General features: G+C 62.6%; 18 protein-coding genes. 15 read left to right on the forward strand and 3 right to left on the reverse strand.

The genetic code is table 11. The features are described 5' to 3' along the window. From tssJ to ACZYHG_RS31480, 10 genes are read left to right on the forward strand one after another with little or no spacing between them, the layout of a single operon-like run. Nucleotides 1-453 carry a type VI secretion system lipoprotein TssJ gene (gene tssJ, locus ACZYHG_RS31435; protein WP_464611906.1) on the forward strand — a complete coding sequence of 151 codons (453 nt, stop codon included), beginning with the start codon at nt 1-3 and terminating at the stop codon, nt 451-453. Between the two features lie 39 nt (nt 454-492). After that, the gene (gene tssK, locus ACZYHG_RS31440) at nt 493-1,827 is read left to right on the forward strand and encodes a type VI secretion system baseplate subunit TssK (protein ID WP_464611907.1); all 1,335 of its coding nucleotides are present in this window, start codon (nt 493-495) and stop codon (nt 1,825-1,827) included. A 4-nt stretch (nt 1,828-1,831) separates the two neighbouring features. After that, entirely contained in the window at nt 1,832-3,154 is a 1,323-nt protein-coding gene (icmH, locus tag ACZYHG_RS31445; protein ID WP_027033807.1) for a type IVB secretion system protein IcmH/DotU, read from the forward strand. A 1-nt stretch (nt 3,155) separates the two neighbouring features. Further along, a complete protein-coding gene (tssM, locus tag ACZYHG_RS31450; protein ID WP_464611908.1) occupies nt 3,156-6,692 on the forward strand; it encodes a type VI secretion system membrane subunit TssM in 3,537 nt (1,178 codons plus the stop codon). Further along, on the forward strand, nt 6,674-7,213 hold the full coding sequence (gene tagF, locus ACZYHG_RS31455; protein WP_464611909.1) for a type VI secretion system-associated protein TagF: 540 nt from the start codon (nt 6,674-6,676) through the stop codon (nt 7,211-7,213). Before tssM (ACZYHG_RS31450) ends, tagF begins: the two co-directional genes overlap by 19 nt. Continuing rightward, on the forward strand, nt 7,210-8,091 hold the full coding sequence (locus ACZYHG_RS31460) for a PAAR-like domain-containing protein (protein WP_464611910.1): 882 nt from the start codon (nt 7,210-7,212) through the stop codon (nt 8,089-8,091). The genes tagF and ACZYHG_RS31460 overlap by 4 nt, the downstream gene beginning before the upstream one ends. Then, the gene (locus ACZYHG_RS31465) at nt 8,088-8,507 is read left to right on the forward strand and encodes a hypothetical protein (protein WP_464611911.1); all 420 of its coding nucleotides are present in this window, start codon (nt 8,088-8,090) and stop codon (nt 8,505-8,507) included. The genes ACZYHG_RS31460 and ACZYHG_RS31465 overlap by 4 nt, the downstream gene beginning before the upstream one ends. Nucleotides 8,508-8,510: 3 nt before the next feature. Continuing rightward, nucleotides 8,511-9,008 carry a hypothetical protein gene (locus ACZYHG_RS31470; protein WP_464611912.1) on the forward strand — a complete coding sequence of 166 codons (498 nt, stop codon included), beginning with the start codon at nt 8,511-8,513 and terminating at the stop codon, nt 9,006-9,008. A 3-nt stretch (nt 9,009-9,011) separates the two neighbouring features. Next, nucleotides 9,012-10,097, forward strand: coding sequence for a DUF2169 family type VI secretion system accessory protein (locus ACZYHG_RS31475; RefSeq protein WP_464611913.1), 1,086 nt, complete (start codon nt 9,012-9,014; stop codon nt 10,095-10,097). After that, nucleotides 10,085-11,134 (forward strand): hypothetical protein, encoded by a 1,050-nt coding sequence (locus ACZYHG_RS31480; protein ID WP_464611914.1) that lies wholly within the window; start codon nt 10,085-10,087, stop codon nt 11,132-11,134. Before ACZYHG_RS31475 ends, ACZYHG_RS31480 begins: the two co-directional genes overlap by 13 nt. Here ACZYHG_RS31480 and ACZYHG_RS31485 read toward each other — a convergent pair whose 3' ends face one another. From ACZYHG_RS31485 to ACZYHG_RS31495, 3 genes are read right to left on the reverse strand one after another with little or no spacing between them, the layout of a single operon-like run. Further along, a complete protein-coding gene (locus ACZYHG_RS31485) occupies nt 11,135-12,295 on the reverse strand; it encodes a hypothetical protein (protein ID WP_464611915.1) in 1,161 nt (386 codons plus the stop codon). An 8-nt stretch (nt 12,296-12,303) separates the two neighbouring features. After that, nucleotides 12,304-12,726, reverse strand: coding sequence for a DUF6484 domain-containing protein (locus ACZYHG_RS31490; protein WP_464611916.1), 423 nt, complete (start codon nt 12,724-12,726; stop codon nt 12,304-12,306). Nucleotides 12,727-12,736: 10 nt separating this feature from the next. Then, a complete protein-coding gene (locus tag ACZYHG_RS31495; protein WP_464611917.1) occupies nt 12,737-15,061 on the reverse strand; it encodes a type VI secretion system Vgr family protein in 2,325 nt (774 codons plus the stop codon). Nucleotides 15,062-15,310: 249 nt separating this feature from the next. Between ACZYHG_RS31495 and tagH the strand changes: the two genes are divergently transcribed. The 5 genes from tagH to ACZYHG_RS31520 all read left to right on the forward strand — a co-directional run bounded on the left by tagH (nt 15,311) and on the right by ACZYHG_RS31520 (nt 25,258). After that, nucleotides 15,311-16,363, forward strand: a complete 1,053-nt coding sequence (gene tagH / locus ACZYHG_RS31500; protein WP_464611918.1) for a type VI secretion system-associated FHA domain protein TagH — start codon at nt 15,311-15,313, stop codon at nt 16,361-16,363. Nucleotides 16,364-16,660: 297 nt separating this feature from the next. Beyond that, nucleotides 16,661-18,172 (forward strand): type VI secretion system protein TssL, long form, encoded by a 1,512-nt coding sequence (gene tssL, locus ACZYHG_RS31505; RefSeq protein WP_464611919.1) that lies wholly within the window; start codon nt 16,661-16,663, stop codon nt 18,170-18,172. A 22-nt stretch (nt 18,173-18,194) separates the two neighbouring features. Beyond that, on the forward strand, nt 18,195-21,752 hold the full coding sequence (gene tssM / locus ACZYHG_RS31510; protein WP_464611920.1) for a type VI secretion system membrane subunit TssM: 3,558 nt from the start codon (nt 18,195-18,197) through the stop codon (nt 21,750-21,752). Nucleotides 21,753-21,911: 159 nt separating this feature from the next. Continuing rightward, complete coding sequence (locus tag ACZYHG_RS31515) at nt 21,912-22,685, forward strand: PP2C family protein-serine/threonine phosphatase (RefSeq protein WP_464611921.1); 774 nt, start codon at nt 21,912-21,914, stop codon at nt 22,683-22,685. Nucleotides 22,686-22,690: 5 nt separating this feature from the next. Beyond that, entirely contained in the window at nt 22,691-25,258 is a 2,568-nt protein-coding gene (locus ACZYHG_RS31520) for a serine/threonine-protein kinase (RefSeq protein WP_464611922.1), read from the forward strand. The last annotated feature ends 106 nt before the right edge of the window (nt 25,259-25,364 follow it).

The following is a 25,364-nucleotide window of genomic DNA, read 5'->3' on the forward strand; positions in this document are numbered from 1 at the left end:
ATGATCGACCGACGCGAATTCATCGTTGCCCTGGGCGCAACCGGACTGCTTGCGGCTTGCCAGAGCGGTCCGCCAAAACCTTCGGTAATCACCATCAATGTGACCGGTGGGGCAGGCATGAACCCTGGACCAGGCGGCGGCGACCGGCCGGTGACGGTTCTCGTCATGCGGCTGCGCAGCACCGGCAAATTCAATTCCGCCGACTACTTTGCCCTGCAGGGCGATGCCGGATCGGCGCTGGCAGGCGATCTCATCGGATCCGACCAGATCGCCGTCGGGCCGGGAAAATCCGCGTCCAAGACCATCACCGTCGAGCCGGATGCGACAGCGCTGGGCTTCGTCGCATTGATCCGCGAGCCCACCGGCAGGAACTGGCGCACGACCAAGTCGGTGTCGCCGGGATCAAAATTCACGATCAATGTCACGATTGGCAAGGGCGGTATCTCCGCCTAGCGGCCAGGGCAAGGGAAGCTCGATGCAGAGAGTAACGGCATGAGCGATGCAAACAGGGTGCTGTGGTCCGAGGGTCTTTTCCTGCGGACCCAGCATTTTCAGCAGCAGGATCGTTTCTTCGAGGCGACCGTGCGCGGCGCGTTGCAGGCCGGGCAGTTGCATACGTTCGGCTTTCAGCAGCTGACGCTGGACCAGGCGTTACTCGATGCAGGCCAGGTCGCCATCCTGTCTGCTCGCGGCATCTTCCCGGACGGAACACCTTTCGCCATTCCGGAGATGATGGACGCGCCGCGGCCGTTGCCGGTGACGCCAGACACGGCTGCCGGACCGGTGCTGGTGGCCTTGCCGCTCGAACCTCCCGGCGGTGTCGGCTTCGATCCCGCACACGCCGCCACTTCGGGGGCACGCTATCATGGGCGGATCGTCTCGGTACGTGACGCCGTCCAAGGCGGTTCGGACCCTGAAGAAATCGAACTCGCCGTTCCGCAGGCGCTGCTGCTCGCACCAGGCAAGTCCGTCGGTGGCTACACCGCCTTGCCGATCGCCGACCTCAAGGGGGTTCGAGCCGATGGCGGCGTCTCGCTGGACGAGACCTTCCTGCCGCCGACCTTGGTTACCGGTGCGGTGGCCTGGTACCGGCAATTGCTTCTGGAGGTTGTTACGGGCCTCGACCAGATCGCCGAAGCGCATGGCAAGATGGTCATGGGCGGACCGGGGCGAAGTGTCGAAGACCTGCTGATGCTCAATCTCGCCAATGCGGCGCGGCCGCGGCTGGCCCACATGCTGGCGCAGGATGTCTTCCATCCGGCCGAGCTTTACCTGGAGCTTGCCGGGCTCGCCGGCTCGATGGCGACCTATGGATCGAGCGCGCGGCGGCTGGGCGAGTTGCCCGCCTACGACCACATGGCACCGGGGCCCGCGTACATGGCGCTGGCCGACGCGCTGCGCTCGCTCATCCTCAGCCTGCGCTACATCGAGCCGAAATCGCGTGCGCTGCCGGTCATGCGGCATTCGACCAATGTCTGGAAAATCCGCATCGACAACCCGAAGCTGCTGGTGGCCAGCCGCATCGTCATCCGGGTCGGTTCGGAGCTGTCGGAGGACGCGCTACGCAAGATCTTCGTCAATCAGGCGACAGTCGGTTCGGCCGACCAGTTCGAAGGCCTGTGGAAATCGCGTTTGCCCGGCATTCCGCTGAAACCGCTTCATTCCCAGCCGCGCGAGATCCCCTACGATGGCGATCGGCTATGCCTTGAGCTGGACCAGAAGAGCGAGCACTGGGCGTCGCTGCTCGATGCTCCTGGCTTCGTCATCGGCGTTTCGGGCGTGTTGCCAAGCGAGCCGCAGGTGGACTGCTACTCGGTGAACAGGTGAGATCATGAGCCGCGATGATCCTTTCGGACTGTCGGAGGATCGCGAACGCACCCGCATACGGCTGACCGGCGCGCCGACGCCGAGGCCGATGGCGCCGCTGTTGCCGGGCGCGGCGGTAAAGCGGTCGCGCACTCACCCGAACGCGCTCGTCAACGCATTCGCGCCCTTGCTGGAATTCGCGCCGGAGCTTGAAAGCGCACTGGCGCCGGAGAACCCGGAAACGCTGCGCACCCGGCTGCTTGAGGAACTGGTTAGGGCACGCGACACGGCAATGTCGACAGGGTCCTCGATGGAGCGGGCCGATCAGGCAGCCTGGGTCGTCGCGGCGTTGCTCGATGATCTGGCCCTGAACACGCCATGGGGCGGGGCCAGCGCCTGGCCGCGCCAGCCGCTTGTGGTGATGCTGCGCGGCGATGTCGATGCCGGCACGCAGTTCTTCACGCGGCTCGACGAACTGGAGCGCCACCCCAACCGCGATCGCGAATTGCTGGAGCTGCAGTATGATTGCATGGCGCTCGGCTTCCGCGGCAAATATCGTGTGCCCGGCCGGTCAGGCGATCGCTCGCTCAATGCGGTTCGCCTGACCGCAGCACGCTTCCTGCGCGATGCCGATGCCGAAGGTGCGCCGCTGTCGCCAAACTGGAAGGGCGTCATCGCATCCGACGAGCCGCAGCGCTTCATCGTTCCTATCTGGGTCATGGCGCTCGGCGCGGCGGTTGTTGCCACAGCCATCCATATCGGGTTGTCGATGGGGCTGAGCGGCCAGGCAGTCGAACTTTCCGCCCTTGTGCGCGCTCTGCCGCCGCCCGCACGCGGCGATATCAGCCGTACGTCGCCCAAGGTCGATGCCCCGCCCCCTGAAAAAGTGGATTTTGCGCTGTTGCCCGAATTCCAGGCCGGGGCGCCGGCCGATCTCAAATCCGCCCTCAGCGGCACCGAAAGCGTATCGTTGGCCAAGCTGATCATCCAGGCCTCCAACCCCGAACTGTTCCAGTCGTCGCGGCCCCAACTGAGCGACGGCTTCGAGCCGCTGATCGGTTCGATCGCCAAGGTGATCCTCGCCAATCAAGAGCTGATCGGGAACATCACCGTGATCGGTCATACGGACGGCGTTCCCCTGCAAAAGACCAACCCGCTGTCGACCAACCAGCGACTGTCGGAGGCGCGAGCCCAGACGATCGCCGACATGCTGGTGCAGAACGGGGTGCCGCAGGACCGCGTTCATTCCGAAGGCCGCGCGGCCACCGACCCGGTGGCCAGCGACAGCACGCGCGAGGGGCGAGCCTTGAACCGCCGCGTCGAGGTGCTCGTCGAAAAGAGGCTGTGAGATGTTCATCCTGCGCTTCCTCTGGGCGGTCCTGACGTCGCGCTGGCTGTGGACGCTGATCGGCATCACGCTGCTTTCCCTGGTCATCTGGGTGTTCGGTCCGATCGTCAGGGTCGGACCCTACGAACCCTTCGCCTCGGAAAATGTGCGCATCGTCATCATCGCGCTGCTGGTCATCTTCTGGCTGATCTGGCTGATCGTCGCCCAGCGCCGGGCGATCCGCGCCAACCGCATGTTCGTCGCCGAGATCGCAGCACCCGTGGCGGAAAAGCCGCTCAGCCCCGGCGAAGAGAACGTCGCGGCCGTCGGTGCCAAGTTCGCCGAGGTGATGGCCGAACTGAAGCGCCGCAAGCTCGGCGGGCGCAAGTTCCTGCGCGAGATGCCATGGTATGTGATCGTTGGGCCGCCGGCCACCGGCAAGACCACGGCGCTGCGGCAGTCCGGACTGAACTTCCCGATCGACCTCACCGACGATTTGCAAGGGGTCGGCGGCACGCGCAACTGCGACTGGTTCTTTTCCGAGAACGCGGTTCTGATCGACACCGCCGGCCGCTATGTCCAGCAGGAGAGCCAGCCCGATGTCGACGCGGCGGAATGGCTGGGCTTCCTCGACCTTCTGAAGAAGCATCGCGGCCGCCGCGCGCTTAACGGTGTGATCGTCGCGCTTTCGATCGACGCGCTTTCGGAGGGCGACGAAGCCATCAAGGCACACGGCCGCAAGATCCGCCGCCGGCTGGCCGAACTCAACGACCGGCTCGAAATCCGCCTTCCGGTCTATCTGATGCTGACCAAGGCCGATCTGATCAAGGGTTTCGAGGCTTTCTTCGGCAGCCTGTCCACCGCTGCGCGCGAGCAGGTCTGGGGAACGACCTTCGCGCTGGATGCGCGTGTGGACGCCAAGACCATTGAACGCGAAATTTCGACGCTCTCGACGGAACTCGAGCGGCGGCTGGTGCCGCGCCTGGAGGATGAGGACAAACTGGCCGCCCGTGCCGAGATCTTCAGGTTTCCCGCCCAACTGTCCAGCCTGTCCGAACCGATCCAGGTGCTGATCGAGGCGATGTTCGGCGAAAGCCGGTATGAAGAGGCCGCCTGGTTGCGTGGGCTCTATCTGACATCGGCGACGCAGGAAGGGGCGCCCATCGACCGGCTGACCGCGGCGCTGTCGTCGTCGTTCGGCCTGCCGCCACGGCGGGCCCTGCCCGCACCGAGGGTCGAGAAACGCAGCTTCTTCCTGAAGAACCTGCTCACCGAGGTCATCTTCAGGGAAGCCGGCCTAGGCACGTTCGATCCGCTGGCGCAGCGCCGCCGCGCCTGGATCTGGCGCGGTGCTGCGGCTGCATGCGCGGCGGCAGCCTTGCTGGCCGGCGGGCTGTTTACCTGGTCCTATTTTGACAACCGCAACGCGATCACGGCCCAGGCAGGCCAATTCGAAGCGCTGCAAGCGCCGCTGACCGCTACCGCCGCAAATCCGGCGTCGGTGCAGCAGCCAACCATCGACGGCGCGCTCGAGGCGATGGACGCGGTCGCAAGCGCCCGGACAGCACCGCCGAGCGCGCCCCAGGATCTGCTGGGACCGTCGGCCTCAGCGGAACTGGTACGGGCACAGACCGACACTTATGACCACGCCCTGCGCAACGTGCTCGAGCCGCGAATGGTCGCGTTGCTCGAGGCGACCATGTGGCGGCAGATCCGTGATCCGGATTTCATGCTCGGAGCGCTGAAGACCTATCGCATGATGACGGGCCTGTCGCAGATGGACCCCGACTTCGCCCAGAACTGGTGGGTGAACAGCCTGCCGGAATTCGCGGCCGCGGCACCCTTTCCGACCGCCGATGCCGAAGAGCATCAACTTGCCGCCATCCGCCGCATGGCGGTCGACGAAAGCTATGTCGCGCCCGACCAGGCGCTGGTTGCCGAAGCACTGAAAACAGTGTGCACGATCTCGTTGCCGGCGCGGGCCTACAAGCAATTGCTGGCTGATCCGGAGGTGGCCGGGCTCAAGGAGTGGATCCCTGCCAATTTCGCCGGCCCCAATGGTGGCAAGGTGTTTGCGCGGCGGTCCGACAAGACACTTCGCGTCGGCATTTCCGGAGCCTTCACCTATGCCGGCTTCCACGACGCCATTCTCGACCGCATCGACGATGTCGCCGCCCAGGCGGCGCTCGATCGTGCGGTTTTCGCCGGCGGCTGCTCGGAGAATTCCGAGACCTCGGTCTCGGCTCTGTCCGAGGATATTCTGAAGCTCTACTATGACGACTACATCGCGCAATGGGACAGCTTCCTACGCGACATGCGGCTCGCGCCATTGACCGATCTCAATGTCGCCAGCGAAAATCTGAAGGACCTCTCGAGTGCCGATTCAGCGCTGAAGCGGCTGCTGACCGCAGTCGTTCAGGAAACAGAACTGACGCGTTCCGACGACGCGCCCGCCGACGACAAGGCGGCGGCCAAGGGCGCCTCGAAACTGCTCGGCAAGCTGGGCAAGCTCGGCAAGCTGGCGACGAGCGGTGCGAAGCTGCTGCCCCGCGCCGGGTCAGCCAGCGAGGTGGACCTGACCGGCAATCTGGTGGCCGAACATTTCAAACCGCTGAAGAGCACCATTGCCGAGGTCGACGGCCAGCCGCCGGCACTGGATGCCGCCGTTGTCGCGCTGACCGCGCTGTCGAACGTCCTGCAGACGGTCACCGCCAACCCCAATCCGCAGGATGCCATCAAGAAGCAAGGCGGCCTCGCCGAGCTGACCGGTGCGGTCGCGAGGCAAGCACAAATCCTGCCGGACCCCATCAATGTCTGGCTTAGCGGAATCGCCGGTGACACCAGCAATTTGACGCAGAAGGCGGTCACGTCAGAACTCAACGCCATCTGGCGCGCGGACATACTGCCTTTCTGCCAGGCAGCGCTGAACGACCGCTATCCGTTCAGCGCCGACAGCGCGGTGGACGTCAACGTGCGTGATTTCGCCCGCCTGTTCGGACCGGCCGGACTGATCGACGGCTTCATCAACGACCATTTGATCAACTATGTCGACACCACCAGCCAGCCGTGGAAATGGCGCGCCGATTTCGGACTCGATCCTTCGGCGCTGGCGGCGTTCGAGCAGGCCAGGCATATCCGCGACGATCTCTTTCCCGGAGGCACCGGACCGGTGATGAGCTTCACGCTCGAACCGAAGGACCTGTCTCCCAACGTCACGCGCGTCACGCTCAATCTCGATGGTCAGACGCTCGTCTATTTCAACAATGCGACGCGGCCGCAACCGATGACCTGGCCCGGCAAAGACGGCACCGGGGTCATTTCGCTCGCCTTCCAGCCGATCGACGGTTCGCCCGAAATCATGCTCAACGAGACAGGCAGCTGGGCGTGGCTGAGGATGCTGCGCAACGGCCGTTTCGCCGGCACGTCGCTCTCCGATGTCTACAGCCTGCGCCTGGGCACGAAGGGAATGTGGGCCGATTTCGAACTCAAGGCCGCCAGCGTCGAGAACCCCTACAATCTGCAGATGTTCAAGAAGTTCTCATGTCCGCCGCAGATATAAACATCGGATTCTTCGGCAAGATCCCGGCGACCGGCGATTTCGTCGCCGCCAACCTGCCGCGGACTTTCATCGACCGCTGGGACCGCTGGATGTCGATGGAGTTGCGCGCGCGGCCCGATGAGGGGGAACTCGACCCAAGAGCCTGGCGGTTCACGGTGCCGGCCGGCATCTTCGGCGACCTACCTTGCGCCGGTGTGTGGCGCATGAGCCAGGATCGGGTCGGACGCAGATATCCATTCGTAGTCGTCGCCGTGGGCGCCATGCCCGAGCCAGCGGATCCCTGGTTCGGCAGAGTTACGGAAATCTTGGCAGCCTGCATCGAACGGCGGCAAGCCGGCGCATCTGCTTCCGAGGCGTTGGGCGGACTACCGCCGCCAGCGTCGGGAGGAGCAAACCCTATTATGTTCTGGCGCGACGACTGGGAAGTCCACGAACTCCATTTCACCGACATTCATGATCTGGCTGCTAATGGTCTGCCTGCAATGCGATCTCCCCGTCATGAAGAGAGGGACGTCGTGTGAGCTGCCAGACCTTCGCGGAGGGCAACGGCTTTTTTCACAAAGGCAGTGGCGGCACCGGCACGGCGCCAATAGATGTATGCCTTAGCCCGCCACCGCCTCCAACCGGCCCTGTGCCGGTGCCATACGTCAACACATGCTCTGCATCCGACCTGTCCAACGGTAGCAAGTCCGTTCTTTTTGACGGTGGCAATCCGACGGCAATGGAAAATGTGTCGGAAGTTTCGACGAGCAGTGGCGACGAGGGTGGCACACAGGGCGGGGGTGTCGTTACGCACAAGACCAAGGGAACCGCATCGTTCCTCCTTTGGTCTTTCGTCGTGAAAGTGGAGGGCAAGGGCGCTTGTTGCCACAGCCACCCAATGTTTCAGAACGGCATGTCGACGCCGAAGAACATTGTCTGCGCACGCTCCAAAGTCATTCGAGACACGTTGAGCGCACACGGCTTCGACGAGAAATACGAGTGCACAGACTGCGAAAAGAGTAAGTTCAAGCGACGAGATCCCACAACCGATCAACAGACGAGAGCCGATGAGATTGGAGGTCGTGGGGGTAGTCAGGGAGGATGTTGGTCCTGCAAGCGGAAACGCAACCAGGGGACCTTCGGAAATGGTACGAAGTGGAATCGGGGCAAATGCTGGACGCCTGACCATCAGCCGCCTCAGGATTATGTCTGGCTCAAACTTGGCGGCTGCAAAGGTGCCTGCGACCCGGCGCCCGCCGACGAAGCCTGCCGGCAGAAATTCAACAACTGGGCTGACGACCCGAACTGCATCCGGCCCCAATGCGCCAAATGCTCGGCGTCGCAAGGCGGCTCTTGCGGCGGCGCGAACGGTGAGGCTGCGATGAACAAGCTAATGGCTGCGATAGGTGCGGTATGAGCCTCTACACAGACATCTACTCCAGCTACGAAAGCGAAGTTCTGGAACTCCTGCCTCAGTTGGAGCGCTGGTGGTCAGAAATCGCCAGCGTCAAGCGCGGGAAGACAGGACGTGACGACCGCTGGCCCCTAGGGCTTTCTGGTCATCCACGTTTCATTGCCATCTACCGCCGGTATATGTTGGAGATCTTGCGCGTTAATGACGAGCATCAGAAAAGAATCGACGAACCACATCTGTCTAAACAGGACCTTTGGGAGAAGGGAGAAACTGGCGAAGGGGACCGAATCGCCAAGCCACAGTCGATTCTCATCGAAGACCTAATTCAGGCAAATCCTGCGCTCGGCGATCACTTTCGATACTTCATGTTTATCCCGATAGGAGCGGACGATTTCGGCGAACTCTATGGTGAGGACTGATCCGTGGCTCTTCCGGCAAAATACATGGTTCACAATATCGAGACGGGTTTCCAGAGGCTAATGGAGTCCCCCAAGGACATTCCGCAGCATGCGAATTTTTGTGCCAAGGAGATCGACCTCAAGGAGGCACATCCCGGTTATGGCACCTTGTTCAAGCACTACAGGGCCAGATTGCACGATGCGGTGGAGGAAGCGGGCGAGTGGTGGAACGACGTCGTGGATGGCCTTGTCGAAAAGGAGGCGGGTGACTTCAAGAAAGGACTGGTGGCAGCGTATTCGGGATGGCCGGCAGGCCCGTCGTCCAATGACCGGGTGGTTGAAGCGGTCCGAGAACACTGGCTGAAAGTCTGTCATATCGGTGAGACCCTGAAGAAGGCCGACAGGGTCGCGCCCGAGGTTTTTCTCTTAGCCTGGCTGCCGGAGAAATCGATCGAAAGGACCGTCCTAACCGGAATGCCTTATTGGCCGATCGGACTGGACGCCCGCGGAATGTGGTGTTGAACCATGTCTGATATCTGGGTCGAGAACCGGACGCCATTTCTCGCGGATACACATGTCGAACCCAACGCGGACGGCCAGGAGGTCGTTGTCGTCATATTCTCCGCGACATTCCACGGCGAAAACTCCGGCACCGTGCTCGCTCCAGTTTCCGCCCAATTGCCAATCGCTTTCTCCGATATCCCGTTCGGCAATCCAATGCTTTCCTCGACGCGCTACGAGGCGGACATCGCAACCGTAAAGCCAGCCGCGGAGGTCATCATCAATGGCGCGGCTCACGCGCCTGACGGCAAAGCGGTCCGGGAGATGCAGGTCGGGTTCCGGATAGGAGCACTGCGCAAAGTGCTGAATGTCGTCGGCGACCGCGTTCATGAAGCTGGCGGATACAGCGCGCCCCATCCCTTTGCGAAGATGCCTATCGTGTACGAACGCGCCTATGGCGGGACCACCCCCGATGGAAATGTCGAAGTGCGAAATCCGGTAGGCATCGGGTATCGGAATGCCACGTCGGCCGATCCTGCCGTACGGTCCGAGGCTCCGAATGTGACCTATCCGAACGAGCCCTTCCAAGCCGCTACGGATCGCCCCGCGCCCGCCGCTTTCGGAGCTGTTGGCAGGGGCTGGCAGCCGCGATTGAAATATGCAGGTACGTTCGATGCAGATTGGTTGGCGACACAATGGCCTCTTCCACCCAAGGATTACGATCCGCGCCATAACTTGTGCACGCCGGCTGATCAGCAACTTCCTGCCCTTCGCGGCGGTGAGGCCGTAACGGTGATTGGCATGACTCCATCGGGACGCTGGGACTTTCGACTGCCGACCCTCACCGTGCCTGTGCGATTCATCTACGAAGACCGATCGGAGGACGAAACACTACGCATCGACACGGTACTGATCGAACCGGACAATCTGCGGGTAACCCTTAAGGCGCGCATTGCGCGTGTGACGCGCCGCAATATCCCCGCATTGCGCGAGGTGATCCTTGGACACGTGACGCCTGCTTTCCTGATCGCTCGACGGAAAGGGAAGAAATACTTCGATCCGCGTGGAGGTAACGGGACAATTGCGGGTAGGCCGACATGGCGAAGCTAACCACCCCACTCTACATCTGCGGCGCCGGCGCCGTAACCGCGGCCGGTCTCAATTCGGGCCAAACCATTGCCGCCATTCGTGCCGGCCTCTCGGCACATGGCGAATATGTTGTCGGCGATCCGTTCGGGGCGGTCCAAACCGTTTCCCGTATCCCAGCACATCAGCAGCTCCGGCGTACACATGGCGAGTGGCTCGTCAACATGGCAGCGAGGGCTCTGGAAGAAGCGATGGCAAGCGGAGACGTCGATGCCAGGTCGACCTGCATACTTCTGGCTCCGCCCGAGGGATTTCGCGACCATCCGGCCTTCGCTGATATCGCGCAGCGCGACTTCCTCGGCGCGGTGGTCGGAGCGACCGGACGTGAATTTCACTCTTCGTCCCGCGCCACCGATGGTGGCGCAGCGGCAGGATTGGGCCTTCTGACGCGAGTATCGGAAGTTTTCGCGCGAGGCGACGTGCAGCAGGTTCTTCTCGGCGGCGTCGATAGCCTCGTGAACGACACGGATATCGTACGACTGGGGGCGGCCGGACGGTTGCGCAGCGATGCCAATTCGGACGGCTTGATACCTGGCGAGGCGGCAGCCTTCGTTAGGATTACCGGCCAAGCGAACAGACTGCGGGGAACACCTTTGGCCCAGATTCATGGCGTTGGGATGGCGACCGAGAGCAACTCGGTGCTGTCCGAGCGCTTCAGTCAAGGTCGTGCGATGCTCGCGGCGTTGCAGGAGGCTCTTGACGGGGCAGGTCCAACCGAGCCCGATATCATTTTCGTCGTCAGGAACAGCAATGGCGAGCGTTACGATGGATGGGAACAGATGATCGCGCAGCCTCGCTTTTATCGCACTCGCCGTGAAATCCTCCCCACGGCGTACCCTGCCATGACCGTCGGCGATGTCGGCTCGGCCAGCGGGGCGCTGGCACTGATGGTCGCGGCAGACAGCCTGACCAAGGGTTACGCGCCAGGACCGGTGGTAATGGTCGAGGTGGCCTCGGAAGGCGGATTTCGCGCCGCGGCCCTGGTTAGCCGCGCCGGATAGCTACATCCAGGCTGGATACTGCCGTGTCCTTCGCCAATCGGCGAGCGGTGCTGACGGATTGGTAAGTGCGGTGCGGTAGGCGTCGAACTTGAGACGCCGCATCGACAGGAAGCGCTTGGGCTTCCCATTGCTGTTATTCCACCATGCTTCGACCTTGTTGGCGATCGGTAGCGGAAAGTCCTCGACCTTGTCGAACTCCTTGCCCAACGATGACGGATCCAGGGTAAAAACGTCCGTATCGTTGAAATCCGTCTCGACAAGATCGCGCAAGGCCAGACCGGCGGCATAGGTGAGCGATGGATCGCGCATCTTTTCGACCAGCCATGGCATGATCGACGTTTCACCCAACACTCCGATCGCACCGAGCGCTGCAAGGCGCATGGATGGCTGGTCAAGTCGCTCTTGCAGCCATCTCTTTGCTTCCAGCTTCGGCGTAGTCAAGAGACGGATGTCGATCGCTTCCCTGCCTATGCGCCCGTCTGTCCGGGCCAGTTTGTCCAGGGTTGCATAAGCATACCGCGCCTCGCCGAGAAGGCAGAGCGCACACGCCGCCGCCAGCCTCTCGCGCGGATCGTTTGCCTCCAGCGCGGTGGAAACATCCGCGATCACGTCAGACCGTCGCATGATTCCAGCCAGCCGGATGGCGCGGCTCCGTACGCCGACGGCGGGGTTCAAAATAAGGTCCCGCAGGCGGTCGCCAGCGTCTACCCGGTGGTGTGTCAGAGCGCTCAGTCCCAGAGCCTGCAGCAACGGGTCCCGCTCATCCAGCCATTGCGGTAGATAAGAGCGGAGCTTGTCACGTCTCGTGCATGCGATCGCACCGGATATGCCAGCCATGCCGCCATCTATGGCGCGGGCACCTTCGAGCGCCGCATCCAACAAATTCTTGTCGCCCCAGTGCAATGCGAGCACGCCCATGGCGAAAAGTTCCGCAGGTGCCTCATAGTCGGAGAAGCGCGCCAAGGCCAATGTCCACGCCGCTTCGCCTGAAGCGAACATGCCCTCGATATTGGCGTGAAGGCGCTGGTCAATACGGCCGATATCGACCTCACCCAGAATTTGGCCGTCGATCTCACGTCGGCGCCTCGACCACAGGAAAGAGGCATCTTCGACATGCTGGACTACGATGGCAGCAATCGCCGCGACGCGCTGCATGCTCATGGCACCGCTTAGTTTAGGTGAACTGCCGCGCCGCGGACGCGATTGATCCCGCTGGCGTGGCTATTGAGTTGACTGCCGCGTATCGAGACGCGCCCGTCCTTTTCCAGGATAATCGATGCAAGCCCGCAGCGCAGCTCGATGCGATCCGTTGCGTTGATCGTGACTGTCTCCCCGTCGCGCACTACCTTGGCGCCGCTGCGATTGCGCGCCGGGTCGACGATACGGCCAACAACGAGCGGCTTCGATGCATCACCACCCTCAAATAGCAGCGCCACTTCCGAACCGACGGCGGCCATATCGAGATCTGCCAGACTTCGCGCAGGAATGGCCGTTTCGCGGGGATTGCCAACGAAGACCACAAGCGGGGCGCCATCCTCGAACCCAATCAGCAGGCCTATGACGACCCCATCTATTCTATCCAACACATCCATTCCCGAATCCTCAATTGTTGTGGACGGTGCTGCCTTTGATGTTCACATCGCTGTCCGCATTGATGTTGATCTTGCCGCTGCCCTTGATGGATATGTCCTTGCCTTCAATGGCAATGTTGCCGTTCTTCTTCATCGTGATCGTAGCTGAGCCGCATTTGAGGGTGATCGAATCTCCGGCGTCGATTATCAAGTTCTTACCGACCTTGATCGAGCTATCCTCCCCGACGCTGATCGAACTGCCCTTTGCGATGCCCAGCGAATGAGCTCCTCCGACCGTCGCGGAATCGTCGGCTCCGATGCTGGCGCTGCGCGCGGCGCCGACACTGAAAGTCTGAGCGCTTCCGACTGTCACGCTTTGATCCGCGCCAACATTGACGGTTTGTCCAGCTCCGATGTTCCAGCTATCGGAAGTTCCGACATCATGGCTTTGGCTGATGCCAACGGTGACCGACCGTGTCGCGCCAATGGTGTTTGTCTGCGGCCCGCCAACGCTTCGTGTCTCGGATGCGCCGACCGTATCGATGCGGGCAGCGCCAACAGTCACCGTCTGGACAATCCCCACGGTCTGGGAGTGGTTGGAGCCGATCGTCTCCGTCGAGTTCGAACCGATGCCGATCGTCTCATTCGACCCCACCGTCAGTGAGCGGTTCTTGCCCACCGTCTCGGTGTCGTTCGAGCCGATATTCGTGGTCTGGTCGACACCGACCTTGACCGTCTTGTTGTTGCCGACGTCCTCGTCGAGGTTGTGGCCGACGGAGTGCTTGGCGTCGTGGTCGATGCGGTCCGACTGGTCGTGCTGGACGAGCTTGGTGCGGTCGTGCTTGATCAGAAGGTGGTGGTCCTTCTGCGCCTGGAAGTTGACCAGTTCGGAGCCGGCCTTGTCCTCGAACATCAACTCGTTGTAACCACCGCCGCCCTTCGACGAATTGGATTTCCACCCCGATTGCGTTGCGTTGCCCGGCAGGCCGTAGGGCGGCATCTGCGAGGCGTTGTAGACCCTGCCGGTGATGATCGGCAGATCGGGGTCGCCTTCGAGGAAGTCGACGATCACCTCCTGGCCGATGCGCGGTATCTGGATGAAGCCCCAGCCGCTGCCGGCCCAGGTCTGCGAGACACGGACGAAGCAAGAACTGTTTTCATTCTTCTTGCCCAGGCGGTCCCAGTGGAACTGCACCTTCACCCGGGCATATTTGTCGGTGAATATCTCCTCGCCGGAAGGGCCGACCACCGTCGCCGTCTGCGGCCCGCGCATGATCGGCCGCGCCGTGATCCGCGGTGGTCGATAGGGCAAGGCAGTCGGCGCGACGCCCAGCACGATCTTGTAATTCTCGCTGTGGGCCTCGTTCTGGGTTCGGTAGCCCGGATCGAACAATCTGTATTCGGCGCTGATGACCAGATACTCCTGGTTCTGGTCATCGCGCGGAAAGCTCTCCAGCTTGAAAGTACAGCCGGAATGGAGGCCGCGCACGGTTCCGACGGCAGTGATGCGCTGGTGCACGGCCTGGAGTTCCTCGCGCCGGATACCGGCCAGGGTGTCGCCGCGCCCGACATCGAGGTGCGCGCCGGGCTGGCGATAATTCTCGCCGGAGGCTTCCTTGTGGCTGAACGGCTGGGCGGACTTCGCCATCAGATCGGCGCCAGGCTTCTGGAAATCATAGTCGGTATGGGCATAGGCCCCCGGCCGCACCGAACTGCCCGGAATCCATTCGGTGATGTATTCGACGTCGCGCCGCGAGCCCTGTCCCTCGAAATTGTACGGTATCTTCTCGTAGCCCGGCGCCGGCTTCAGCTTGCTCATCGCGTCGCACAGCACGAGCGTGTGCTTGCCCTCGTCATGCTCGAAGAAATAGAAGATGCCTTCGTGCTCGAGCAGGCGCTGCACGAAATCCAGATCGCTCTCGTCGTACTGCACGCAATATTCGCGCGAGGGGTACGACCCTTGCAGCCGCTTCTCGAATTTCGCCGTACCGTATTTCGAGAAGATCTTTTCGACGATCTCGACGGCGGTCATGTTTTGAAAGATTCGGCAATCGGTCGCATTGCCGAGGAACCAGAGCCACGGCCTGACGACCGCTTCGTAGTAGGCCAGCCGGTCCTCGATTCGGGTCAGGCGAAATTCGGACACCAAGCCGCTGAACCACCGTTTCGGATCGGATTCGCCTTCGACCGAAACCATGCCACCCAGCATCTTCAGCGGATCGATCTCGGAGCTTGGCCCGACGAACCCGACCGTATAGGCAAAGCAGCGGCTGATCTCGTCGCGCCCGACAAGATGCGTGAAGGTCAGCTCGGCGCCGACCGGTGTCTGCACAACCGTGGCACGTTCGTTCGGCATGGGTCGTGCCCCTCCTGGACGCGGCCGCCGGCGCGGTGGATTTGAAGTTCCCGCCATCTACCCAGGAACTTGTCAGGACCCGCCGCACCAGGCCATGTTGAGCCTACCACATGTTGTCCCGCCGACCAAAGAGGACGCACGGCGGAAAAACCTTACCCTGTCGATGCATCCCTCGAAACGCTGCTGTCCTGTTGTATGTGCAAACTGCTAGAATGTGGAGTATCGGTCAGTGTTCGACGGCGATCCTGGATGTACATCAGTCTGCAAATCAACAATGTCGACGCCTTGGCTCAGGGCATCTCGACCGGCTACGCGGCGCGGGATCGCAGCTTCGAGATCGGACGCGATGCTTGCGACTGGACCTTGCCGGACCCCGACAAGTTCATCTCGGGCCGGCATTGCGAGATCCGCTACGAGGCAGGCGCGTTCTGGCTGCACGACGTCTCGCGCAACGGAACCTACATCAACGGTTCAACCCAGCGCATGACCGGTCCGCATCGGCTGGCCAACGGCGACCGGATGCTCATCGGCCGCTATGTCGTCTTCGTGTCGATCGATGAGGAGCGCGCTGCGACCGGCCATCCCAGCCACGGTTCGACGCAGCGCGAAATGCCGGTTGCGGCAGGCCGCTCGCTGGAATTCGGAGATGGGCCGTTTTTCGATCCCTCGGAGCAACGGTCCGGGCAACGCGTTGCGGCGTCGACGTTCCCGTCGCAACCGCCCCTGCCCTCGACCAGGGATGAAGTGCTGAGGGAAATCGCCATCGGAGCCGGCATTTCGCCGGAATTGCTGCAATCGCGCGACCCGCATGAAGTTGCCGCCGAAATCGGTGCGGTGCTGCGAACGGTGGTCGAGGAGCTGGCCCTTCTGCTGAAGGCGCGCGCGGCGGCGAAAATGCTGGCCAAGAGCACACAGCGAACGATGATCAGTGCCGCCGACAACAACCCCCTGAAGTTCGTTCCGGGAACCGACGATATCCTCGAAATCATGTTCGCACGGCGCCGCGCCGGCTATCTCGATGCCAGGCGCAGCATCGAAGATGCATTCCGCGATCTCAAGACCCACGAATTCGCCACCTATGCCGCCATGCAGGCCGCGCTGTCGCGGCTGCTTGACGACCTGTCTCCGGAAGCGATCGGAAGAAAGCTTCCGCCGACATTGTTCTCGTCGAAGAAGAGCCAGGCATGGGACGCTTTTGTCGCGACCTGGCGAACCATGGAGGAAGCACACGAGAACGGCATGCTGGACATATTCCTGGCCTATTTCAGCGAAGCCTATGCCAAGGCCGACAAGCAGAGATAGGCGCTTCAGGAGCCGTGGCGCTGTAGCCGACGAAGACAACTCTTCGGTGCGCGACATCCGGTTCCAATCAAGAGTTTCTGAGATTACGATCGCATACGACAATTCGCCAAGCGGGTAAGGCTGATCGACCTGGGGGTCTGCGACAATGTCATCTTACGGCGGGATAGCAAGATATAGCCAACCTTCCTTAAGACAGAGCCCTGCCCTGCAGGGCCTGCCTTTGCTTTGCCTGACCGCGAGAAGCTTTGCGCCTGGCCGGCAAGAGCGCGGGCGTCAGGCGCGGACGGACGATTGGCCATGAGCTCGAAAGACGATCCTTTCGGCCCGGCCGGCAAGACCGTCATTCGCGCCACGCCACGGCGCGAGCGAAAGCCGGCGCCGGTCCCCCAGGAGCCTGTCGCGGATGGCGGCCAACCCTCGCAGATCAGGGACTCCACAGTGTTCGATCCCGGCGTCGGCCGGCTGACACCGCCGGGCTGGACGTCCGGGACCGTGATTTATCAGGGAGCTCCTTCGGTGGCAGCAGGAAGCGGCGCTCCCGCGGCTGCGCCGACGTCTGCTCTGCGGCAGGAGAACCTGCTCAATGTCACCGACAGTGTCCGATATTCCGCGGCAAACCCGATCCTTGCCGCGGCCGCACCGTTGCTGATGCTGTTCGGCCAGCTCAGGCTTGTCCCAGTCGAGAGACAAGCGGAGCCGTTGGCCGAACATGTCGCTGAGGCGATCGATAAATTCGACCGGACATTGGAGAAATCGGGCGTTGCCGAAGAGGATGGGCGGATCGCGAAATTTGTCCTGTGCGAAACAGCCGACGACCTCATCGGCAACCTGCCTTGGCCACGAAAAGACGCCTGGGTGAAGCACAGTATGCTGACGCAGTTCTTCCACGTCGAGCCCAACGGCACGGGCTTCTTCGAAGCGCTGAACAAAGTCCTGGCCAGCCCGGAGGCACATTACGATCTGCTCGAACTGATGCATGTCTGCCTGTCGCTGGGGTTCGAGGGCCAGTATCGCGGCCTGACACGCGACGACACCAATCTCGAACGCGTCCGGCGCGACGCCTTCGAAACGCTTCGCTATTTCAAGCCCCGCGCGAACGAAGACATCTCGCCCCGCTGGCAGGGCCTGGCGGCGACGGTGACGCAGTCGTCGACACGCCTGCCGCTCTGGGTCGTTGCGGCAGCGGCATCAGCGGTGCTGACTGCCGCATTCTTCGCGTTGCGGGTCTTCATCACCAATGAAGGCGACGCCGCCGCGGGTGAATTGCTGACGCTCAACCCATCGACGCCGATCGCCATCGAACGGGCCAGCGTGGCGCCGTTAGCCGAGCCGGCGAAAGTCACCCCGCCTCCTGCCACAACCACGCAGATCGATCGCATCCGCTCGGCGCTGGCCAAGGAAGTCGAAGCCGGCGGGTTGACCGTGGACACCAAGGGCGACTTCATCGTGGTGGAAATCAACAATCTCCTGCTGTTCCAGTCCGGCAAGGCCGATGCGAAACCAGAGTTCCAGCCCATAGCCGCTGATATCGCTGCCGCCCTGGAACCCGAGCGCGGACCGATCAGGATCGTCGGCCACACCGACAATGTGAAGCCGCGAAAATCGAGCCCGTTCAAGTCCAACTTCGACCTTTCCGTGGCTCGGGCGAAGGCTGTCGAAACGATGATGGCGACGAAGTTCAGCGATCCCTCGCGACTGACCGTCGACGGCAAGGGCGAGGACGAGCCGATCGCCGACAATGCAACACCGGAAGGCCGCGCCGCTAATCGCCGTGTCGATGTGATGATCGCCAAGGAGGAAACATTGTGAGCACGGCCGGTTGGAAGCGCCGATGACGCATTGGCTGCTGCGGATCTTCAGCATGATCGCGCTGGCCGGATTTGCGGCGGCGGTGTGGTTTGCCGGACCATTGATCCGCTTCGCCGATAGCCGTCCTCTCGGGCCTGTCTGGCTGCGTGCGGCAATCATCGGCGTGATCGTGGCGGCCGTAGCGCTCTTCTACGGATTGCGTTTCTGGCGGATGCGCAAGGCGCAAAAGGCGCTGGAGATCGCCGTTACCCGCAACGACGACCGGGATGACGACTCGCAGGTGCTCGAGGCGCGCATGAACGAGGCGATCGCCGCGCTTAAACGGTCGAGCGGCAAGCGCAATTTCCTCTATGAGGTCCCCTGGTACATCATCATCGGTCCGCCGGGCGCAGGCAAGACAACGGCACTGGTCAATTCTGGCCTGAATTTTCCGCTGGCCGGTTCGGGTAATGCCCAGCCAATCGCCGGTGTTGGCGGCACGCGCGCCTGCGACTGGTGGTTCACCGACCAGGCCGTGCTGATCGACACCGCCGGACGCTACACGACGCAGGAGTCCAATGCCCAGAGCGACAGCAAGAGCTGGCTCGCCTTCCTGTCGCTGCTTAAGAAATACCGCACACGGCAACCGATAAACGGCGTCATCCTGGCGATCAGCCTTGCCGATCTCATCGGCCTTGACGATCAGCAGCTTGACGCTCACGTCGCCGAGATACGCAGCCGTCTGCGCGAAATCCACGAAACGCTGAAAATCCAGTTTCCGGTGTATCTGCTGTTCACCAAGGCCGATCTTGTTGTCGGGTTCATGGACTATTTCGGTGGTTTCGACGAGACGCGCCGGCGCAAGGTCTGGGGCGCGACATTCCAGACCAGCGATCGAACGAAGAACATGGCCGCCGAGGCTCCGGCTGAGTTCGATGCCCTGGCGAGGCGCCTGGTCGAGGAGATGCCCGACCGACTTCAAGAAGAGGCTGACCCGGTCGCGCGCATATCCGTCTTTGGCTTTCCGGCGCAGTTCGGCGCGCTGAAGGGCCGAATTGCGAGTTTTATCGCCGGCCTGTTCGATCCGGGCCGCAGCCAGGTGAATGCCAGCCTGCGGGGACTCTATTTTTCGTCAGGCACGCAGGAGGGAACGCCCATCGATCAGGTGCTGGGGGCGATCGGCCGCAGCTTCGGCAACAGTTCCAGCGCCCATCTTTCCGGAAGCGGCAAGAGCTTCTTTTTGCATGATCTGCTGACAGGCGTCATTTTTGCCGAATCCGGATGGGTCTCGTACGACAAATCGGCGGCAAGGCGGGCGGCGATCGCCAGATTTGCCGGGCTTGGCGCTATCGCGTTGATCGCCGCGGTGGCCCTCGGCATCCTGGCCCTAAGCTTCATCGCCAACAGGTCGCTCATCGCCTCCACCACACAGGCCATGGGCCAGTATCGCACGACGGCGGACGCGCTGCTCAAAAGCACCGAGGTCACCGATGTCGACCTCGAAAACGTCATTGGCCCACTCGACCAGTTGCGCGATCTGCCGGCCGGGTTCGAAACCGGCGACGTGCCGACACCGATCGAGGAAACGTTCGGCCTCAGCCAACGGGAAAGACTGCTTTCGGCATCCAGGACGGCTTACCGGCAAGCGCTCGAACGAATGTTCCGATCGCGCCTGCTGATCCAGGCCGAGCGGACGATCCAGGCCAAGATGGCCGATCCCGCCGCGCTCTATGAACCGTTGAAGATCTACCTGATGCTCGGCGGCAAGGCGCCGAAGGTCGACGACGCGTTGATCGTTTCGTGGATGAAGCAGGATTGGGAACAAAACCGCTATCCAGGCGAAAACAACCGCGCAGGACGCGAGCAGCTCGAAAAGCACCTTCGCGCCATGCTTGTCCTGGACGACGCCTATGATCCGGTTTTCGAACTCAACCAGCCGCTCGTCGAAGCCGCTCAGCGCTCGCTTGGGCGCATGAGCCTTGCCGACCGTGCCTCCGCGCTGATCAGGTCTGCCGTATACGCGGCGGCGCTGGACGATTTCTCCGTTTCCGCGAAGGGCGGACCGGAAACGCCGCTGGTATTCGAGCGTGTCGACGGCGGCGACCTGTCAGGCCTTCGTGTTCCCGGCCTCTATACCTATGCCGGCTTCAACCGTTTTTATCTCGGACAGCTCTCGCGCATTGCGCAGATGCTCGTCGACGACCAGTGGGTCCTTGGCGGCGGCGGCGAACAGGGCGGCATCGATCAGGAGTTGCTGAAGCTCGGCCCCGAGCTCCTCGATCGCTATGGCAAGGAGTTCGCAACCGCGTGGAACAGCGTCCTCGATGGGTTGAAATTCAAAGCGATGCTGAAGGACAAGCCGCACTATATCGCGCTTTCCGCCGTCGCATCGCCAAACTCGCCGATCGAACAGCTGTTTACGGCGATCGCCGCCGAAACTGACCTTACGCGGGGCGCTGCTTCTGGCAAGGAGCCAGCCACCGGGGTTGAAGCCGACACGGTTCAAGGCCAGTCGCAGGACGCCATCAAGATGGCCGGGGGTCTGGCTCGGATCGGCATACAAATAGCTACCGGAAAATCGCAAAGCCGTGCCGGCGCAGGATCCGCAACAAACCAGAATCCCGGGGCCAATATCGAAGCGCAGTTCAGGTCGTTCCAGGCCTTGGTGAGCGGCCCTGCCGGACGCCGACCGATCGATGCCTTGACCCAGAATTTCCGCGACATCTACCAGAGCCTGCAACTGGCGACCGACGTGCCGTCGCAGACGGAACGCGTCAACGCCAATCTGCAGCTGCAGATAGCCACCCTTCGCGCCAATTCCTCGCGACTGCCCAAGCAACTCGCCAAAATGGTCAATGCGACGGCGGACGAGTTCGAAAGCAACGCGACGGAGACCTCGGTGGCGAACTTGAACCAGATGCTCGACCAGGCGGTTACGGCTCCTTGCGAGGCGGCGATCAACGGCCGTTATCCTTTCTCCAGCGATGGCACCGAGGACATGGCGATGGCGGATTTCATGAAACTGTTCGCGCCGGGCGGGCTGCTTGACCGGTTCTTCGCGCAGAACCTCGCATCGCTGATTGACATGAGTGGCCAGGACTGGAGCTGGAAACAGGATGCGCGTTTCGGCCGCGACCTGTCGAAATCGACGCTGAAAAACTTCCAGTTGGCGGCCGAAATCCGTAGCGCCTTCTTTCCCCAGGGCGGTTCGACGCCTTCGGTCGGCATCACCTTCACGCCGTTCTCACTGCATGGCGATGCCGATGCGGCGGTGCTCGATGTCGACGGTCAGACCGTCCAGAGCAACCAGGCTGGCAACGCGCCGAGCACCGTGACGTGGCCGAGCGGCGCGGCCTCAGGATCCGCCAGCCTGAGCCTGTCGCCGGAGATGCCAGGCCGCGAATCCACCATTAAGTTCGAAGGGCCGTGGGCGCTGAAGCGGCTCATGGACAAGGCGTCCATCACCGGCACCGACAATAATGTCCAAGCGCGCTTCGTGATTGGTGGGCGCGACGTCACCTATACGATCCAGACCGGCTCCGGCCCCAACCCGTTCCTGCTTCCGGCACTTTCCGGATTCAGCTGTCCGAAGGCGTTTTGAGATGGAGGTCGAACTATTCAGAGCGTTGACACCGTGTACGAGCCGTGGGCGTCGAGACCTTAATTTCGATACTTTAATGGTCGAGCCTGTGGCAGACTGCCGTGAGCGGGCGCCCGGGAGTGCGCCGCAGAGGACGCTTGAGAAGCGTTTGGTGGCAAGGTGAGCGATGTCGCCCTTCCCTTTGACAGTTTCGGCGTGAGCCACAAGGGCTGTGTCCGCGAGCACAATGAGGACAACTACCTGCTCGAGCCACGAACCGGGCTTTGGGTGGTGGCCGACGGAATGGGCGGGCATGAGGCCGGAGAAGTCGCCTCGGCCAGCATTGTCGACCACCTGGCCACGATAGGCATCGCAAGCTCCGCTCCGGACCTGCGGGCGCGCTTCGAGGACAGGCTGAGCCGGGCCAATGCCGAGATCCGCAGCATATCTGAATCGCGCGGCATCACCATCGGCTCCACGGTCGCCGCCCTGTTGGCGATGGACGGACGGTTTGCCTGCCTGTGGGCTGGCGACAGCCGGGTCTATCTGATCCGCAACGCCGCGATCTCGCAGATTTCGAAAGACCACACCGAAGTGCAGGAACTACTGGATCGAGGGATGATCAGCGCGGCCGAGGCGCTGACCTGGCCACGCCGCAACGTCATCACGCATGCGGTCGGCGTCAGCGACGACTTCGTGATCGATTTTCAGCAGGGCGAACTGATGCCGGGGGACATTTTCGTGCTGGCCACCGATGGGCTGACGGCACATGTCACCGATGCGGAGATCGAGGCCGCGGTGGTGTCGGCAACGCCTCAGGCGGCCTGCGAAAATCTTTTGCAAACGGTGCTGACGCGGGGCGGAACGGACAATGTCACCATTGTGCTGGTAAAGATCGGAAACGGGCGCAATGGACAATCGCTTCACCCTGATCTGTCCAGAGCGGAGGGCTGAGGCCGATGAGCGCCGATGACAAGACGCGAATATCGCCGCAGGTGGCCAACACCGCGGTCGGCACGCAGCTCAGCGGCATCTACGAACTTGACGAGCGGATCGCATTTGGCGGCATGGGCGAGGTCTATCGCGGCCACAACATCCAGACCGGCGACCACGTCGCGATCAAGATTGTGCTGCCCGAGTTTGCCCGTGACCAGACGATCCTGTCCTTGTTCCGCAAGGAGGCCTCGATCCTCAACCATTTGTCGCATGACGCGGTCGTTCGATACCACGTCTTCACCATCGATCCCGGGATCGGCCGTCCCTACCTCGCCATGGAATTCGTCGACGGCGAGTCGCTGTTCGACATCATGCGAAGGGGGCCGATGCCGACGGAAGAGGTGCGCAAGCTCTGCCATCGCCTCGCATCCGGCCTGGCCGCCGTGCATCAGGCCGGAGCAATCCATCGCGACCTGTCGCCCGACAACATCATCCTGCCGGGGGGCCGGGTAGACCGCGCAAAGATCATCGATTTCGGCATCGCGCGATCAGCGACGGTGGGCGGGGAGACGCTGATCGGCGGCAAGTTCGCGGGAAAATACAACTACGTTTCACCCGAACAGCTCGGGCTGTACAGCGGCGACGTCAGCGAGCAATCCGACATCTACAGCCTTGGGCTGGTGCTGGCCGCCGCCCTGCGCGGCAAGCCGATCGACATGAGCGGATCACAGTACGAGATCATCGAAAAGCGCCGGACCGTGCCTGATCTCTCCGATATCGACGACGACTTTCGGGGCATCGTCGAAGCCATGCTGCAGCCGGATCCGCAAGACCGGCCAGTCAGCATGGCTGACATCGCCAGGATGACGCGCGGCGAAGACGAAGCGACAACGCCACCGCCATCCAGGACACCCCGCGACCGTCCGGCTTTGCCAGCGGCGGGACATACCCTTGTTCCTGATCCCCAGCCCCAGCCCTCCAATGTCGCGGGGCACGACGCGCCGGCGGCAACGGGTCCGGGCGAACAGCGCTTCGTCCCGCATGTCCGGCCCGCGCATTTGTCGGAGCCGCAGCCTCAGGCCGTCCCCAGCCCGCCGCGCACAGCCGCGAGCAATGCCCCCGGAAAATCCGCGAAGACCCGAACCATCGCGATCGCTGCCCTGGCGGCGCTGGCCGTCGCTTCGGGCACGGGCCTGTATCTGAGTGGCTTCATGACGCCGGCGACGCCGACTGCCGGCAAGACGTCGCTTTCGCCCGAACCGTCAAAGCCTGTAGCGGAAACGTCGAAGCCGACCCCGACGGACAAGGTCGCGAACGCCCCGGAACCGGCAAAGACGGTTCCGCCCGCGCAGCCGGAGGCCAGCGTCGCGCCGGCCGAAAAACAGCCAGATGCCGCGGCGGCTCAAAAGCCTCTGCCGGCCAAGCCCGCCGAAATCCCCGCGCAGGCCGAGGAACCCGTGAAGCCGCCGGCAATGGCAGCGCAACCACAAACAGAGGCGAGCGCGCCACCAGCTGAAAGCCAGGCAGATGCCAAGCCTGTGCAAGCGCCGGAGCCGGTGAAGCCCACTGCCTCCCCGCAAACTGAAGAACCTTCGAAGCCATCCGTACCGAAGGTGAAGCAGCCGTCCGAAACGGCATCGCCGGCAATCCGGCCGGATACGATGGCCAGCAACAGTCAAACGGCAGTTCCAGCGCCTGAGGCGACAACTCCGGCCCCACCTGCCGAGAAGACCGCAATACCGCCGCCGGTCGCGCCAAGGGTTGTGGAGACCCCAAAGCCCGAGCCGCAGATCAGCCAGCCGCCAGCGCCCAAGGCGACCGTGCCGGCGCCCACCGCGAGCCAGACGGATGCCGCTAACGCCGAGGACCAAGACGCTTCGCCACCGCCGACCAAACAGCCGGACCAACCAGTCGTTGCGTTGAACGTGCCCAAACCGGCGATCCCCCCGGTCCTTGACGATAGCGCGCAACGTGTCTCCTGGGTTCGCGACTTCGGCGGTGGCGACTGTTTCTATGCGACCATGACGTCATCGACCGACAAGGCCGCCGCGATCGAGGGCTTTGGCACGGCGGTCCAGCCATTCGAACGGATGCTGGGCGATTTCCAGGCAAAATTCCATGTCGAGCCGGACATCAGCGTCCGCCTCATCGAGCCGAGCCAATGCGAGGTCACGAACTTTCTGCGCTTTCTCGGGCAGACTGGAACCGACAAGCCGCAGCTTGCTCTCGACCGGACTTCGGTGCCTGATGGTACGCCGATCAGCGGCACGCTGGTGACGCATGGCGGGCTCATTTCCAGCGTCCTGCTGATCGATCACAAGGGCATGGTGTTCAATCTCGACGACCGCATCGTCGCACAATCCGACAAGGCCACCTTCAGCATCCCGATTGGCCTCGGCGCCGCCGACAAAGCCGCCGGGAAGGCCGTGCCGCAGATCATAATGGTGATCACGGGTCCGCAGGATATCCAGGCGGCGGCCTTCTCGACGCCGACGCCGGCCTCGGTGCTGCTGCCCAAGATTCTCGAAGAGATCGAGACCGACGGATCGCAATTTTCAGCCACTGCCAAGTATTTCCGGCTCGGCGGATAGCATGGGCGCCCGATGGAACGCTGCCGCTCGTGTTTGCCCAACTCGTCCGCCGACCTGCCCTCAGGGCAGCGTGAGCCGGCTCGAGCCCTGGTTGCCCTGACGGGCC

This window comes from Mesorhizobium subarcticum (assembly GCF_055456085.1).

What these genes read in the sequence shown, in the direction of transcription:
- tssJ (WP_464611906.1), top strand. Translation starts at nt 1, where the DNA reads ATGATCGACCGACGCGAATTCATCGTTGCCCTGGGCGCAACCGGACTG.
- tssK (WP_464611907.1), top strand. Translation starts at nt 493, where the DNA reads ATGAGCGATGCAAACAGGGTGCTGTGGTCCGAGGGTCTTTTCCTGCGG.
- icmH (WP_027033807.1), top strand. Translation starts at nt 1,832, where the DNA reads ATGAGCCGCGATGATCCTTTCGGACTGTCGGAGGATCGCGAACGCACC.
- tssM (WP_464611908.1), top strand. Translation starts at nt 3,156, where the DNA reads ATGTTCATCCTGCGCTTCCTCTGGGCGGTCCTGACGTCGCGCTGGCTG.
- tagF (WP_464611909.1), top strand. Translation starts at nt 6,674, where the DNA reads ATGTCCGCCGCAGATATAAACATCGGATTCTTCGGCAAGATCCCGGCG.
- ACZYHG_RS31465 (WP_464611911.1), top strand. Translation starts at nt 8,088, where the DNA reads ATGAGCCTCTACACAGACATCTACTCCAGCTACGAAAGCGAAGTTCTG.
- ACZYHG_RS31475 (WP_464611913.1), top strand. Translation starts at nt 9,012, where the DNA reads ATGTCTGATATCTGGGTCGAGAACCGGACGCCATTTCTCGCGGATACA.
- ACZYHG_RS31480 (WP_464611914.1), top strand. Translation starts at nt 10,085, where the DNA reads ATGGCGAAGCTAACCACCCCACTCTACATCTGCGGCGCCGGCGCCGTA.
- ACZYHG_RS31485 (WP_464611915.1), bottom strand. Translation starts at nt 12,295, where the DNA reads ATGAGCATGCAGCGCGTCGCGGCGATTGCTGCCATCGTAGTCCAGCAT.
- ACZYHG_RS31490 (WP_464611916.1), bottom strand. Translation starts at nt 12,726, where the DNA reads ATGGATGTGTTGGATAGAATAGATGGGGTCGTCATAGGCCTGCTGATT.
- ACZYHG_RS31495 (WP_464611917.1), bottom strand. Translation starts at nt 15,061, where the DNA reads ATGCCGAACGAACGTGCCACGGTTGTGCAGACACCGGTCGGCGCCGAG.
- tagH (WP_464611918.1), top strand. Translation starts at nt 15,311, where the DNA reads ATGTACATCAGTCTGCAAATCAACAATGTCGACGCCTTGGCTCAGGGC.
- tssL (WP_464611919.1), top strand. Translation starts at nt 16,661, where the DNA reads ATGAGCTCGAAAGACGATCCTTTCGGCCCGGCCGGCAAGACCGTCATT.
- tssM (WP_464611920.1), top strand. Translation starts at nt 18,195, where the DNA reads ATGACGCATTGGCTGCTGCGGATCTTCAGCATGATCGCGCTGGCCGGA.
- ACZYHG_RS31520 (WP_464611922.1), top strand. Translation starts at nt 22,691, where the DNA reads ATGAGCGCCGATGACAAGACGCGAATATCGCCGCAGGTGGCCAACACC.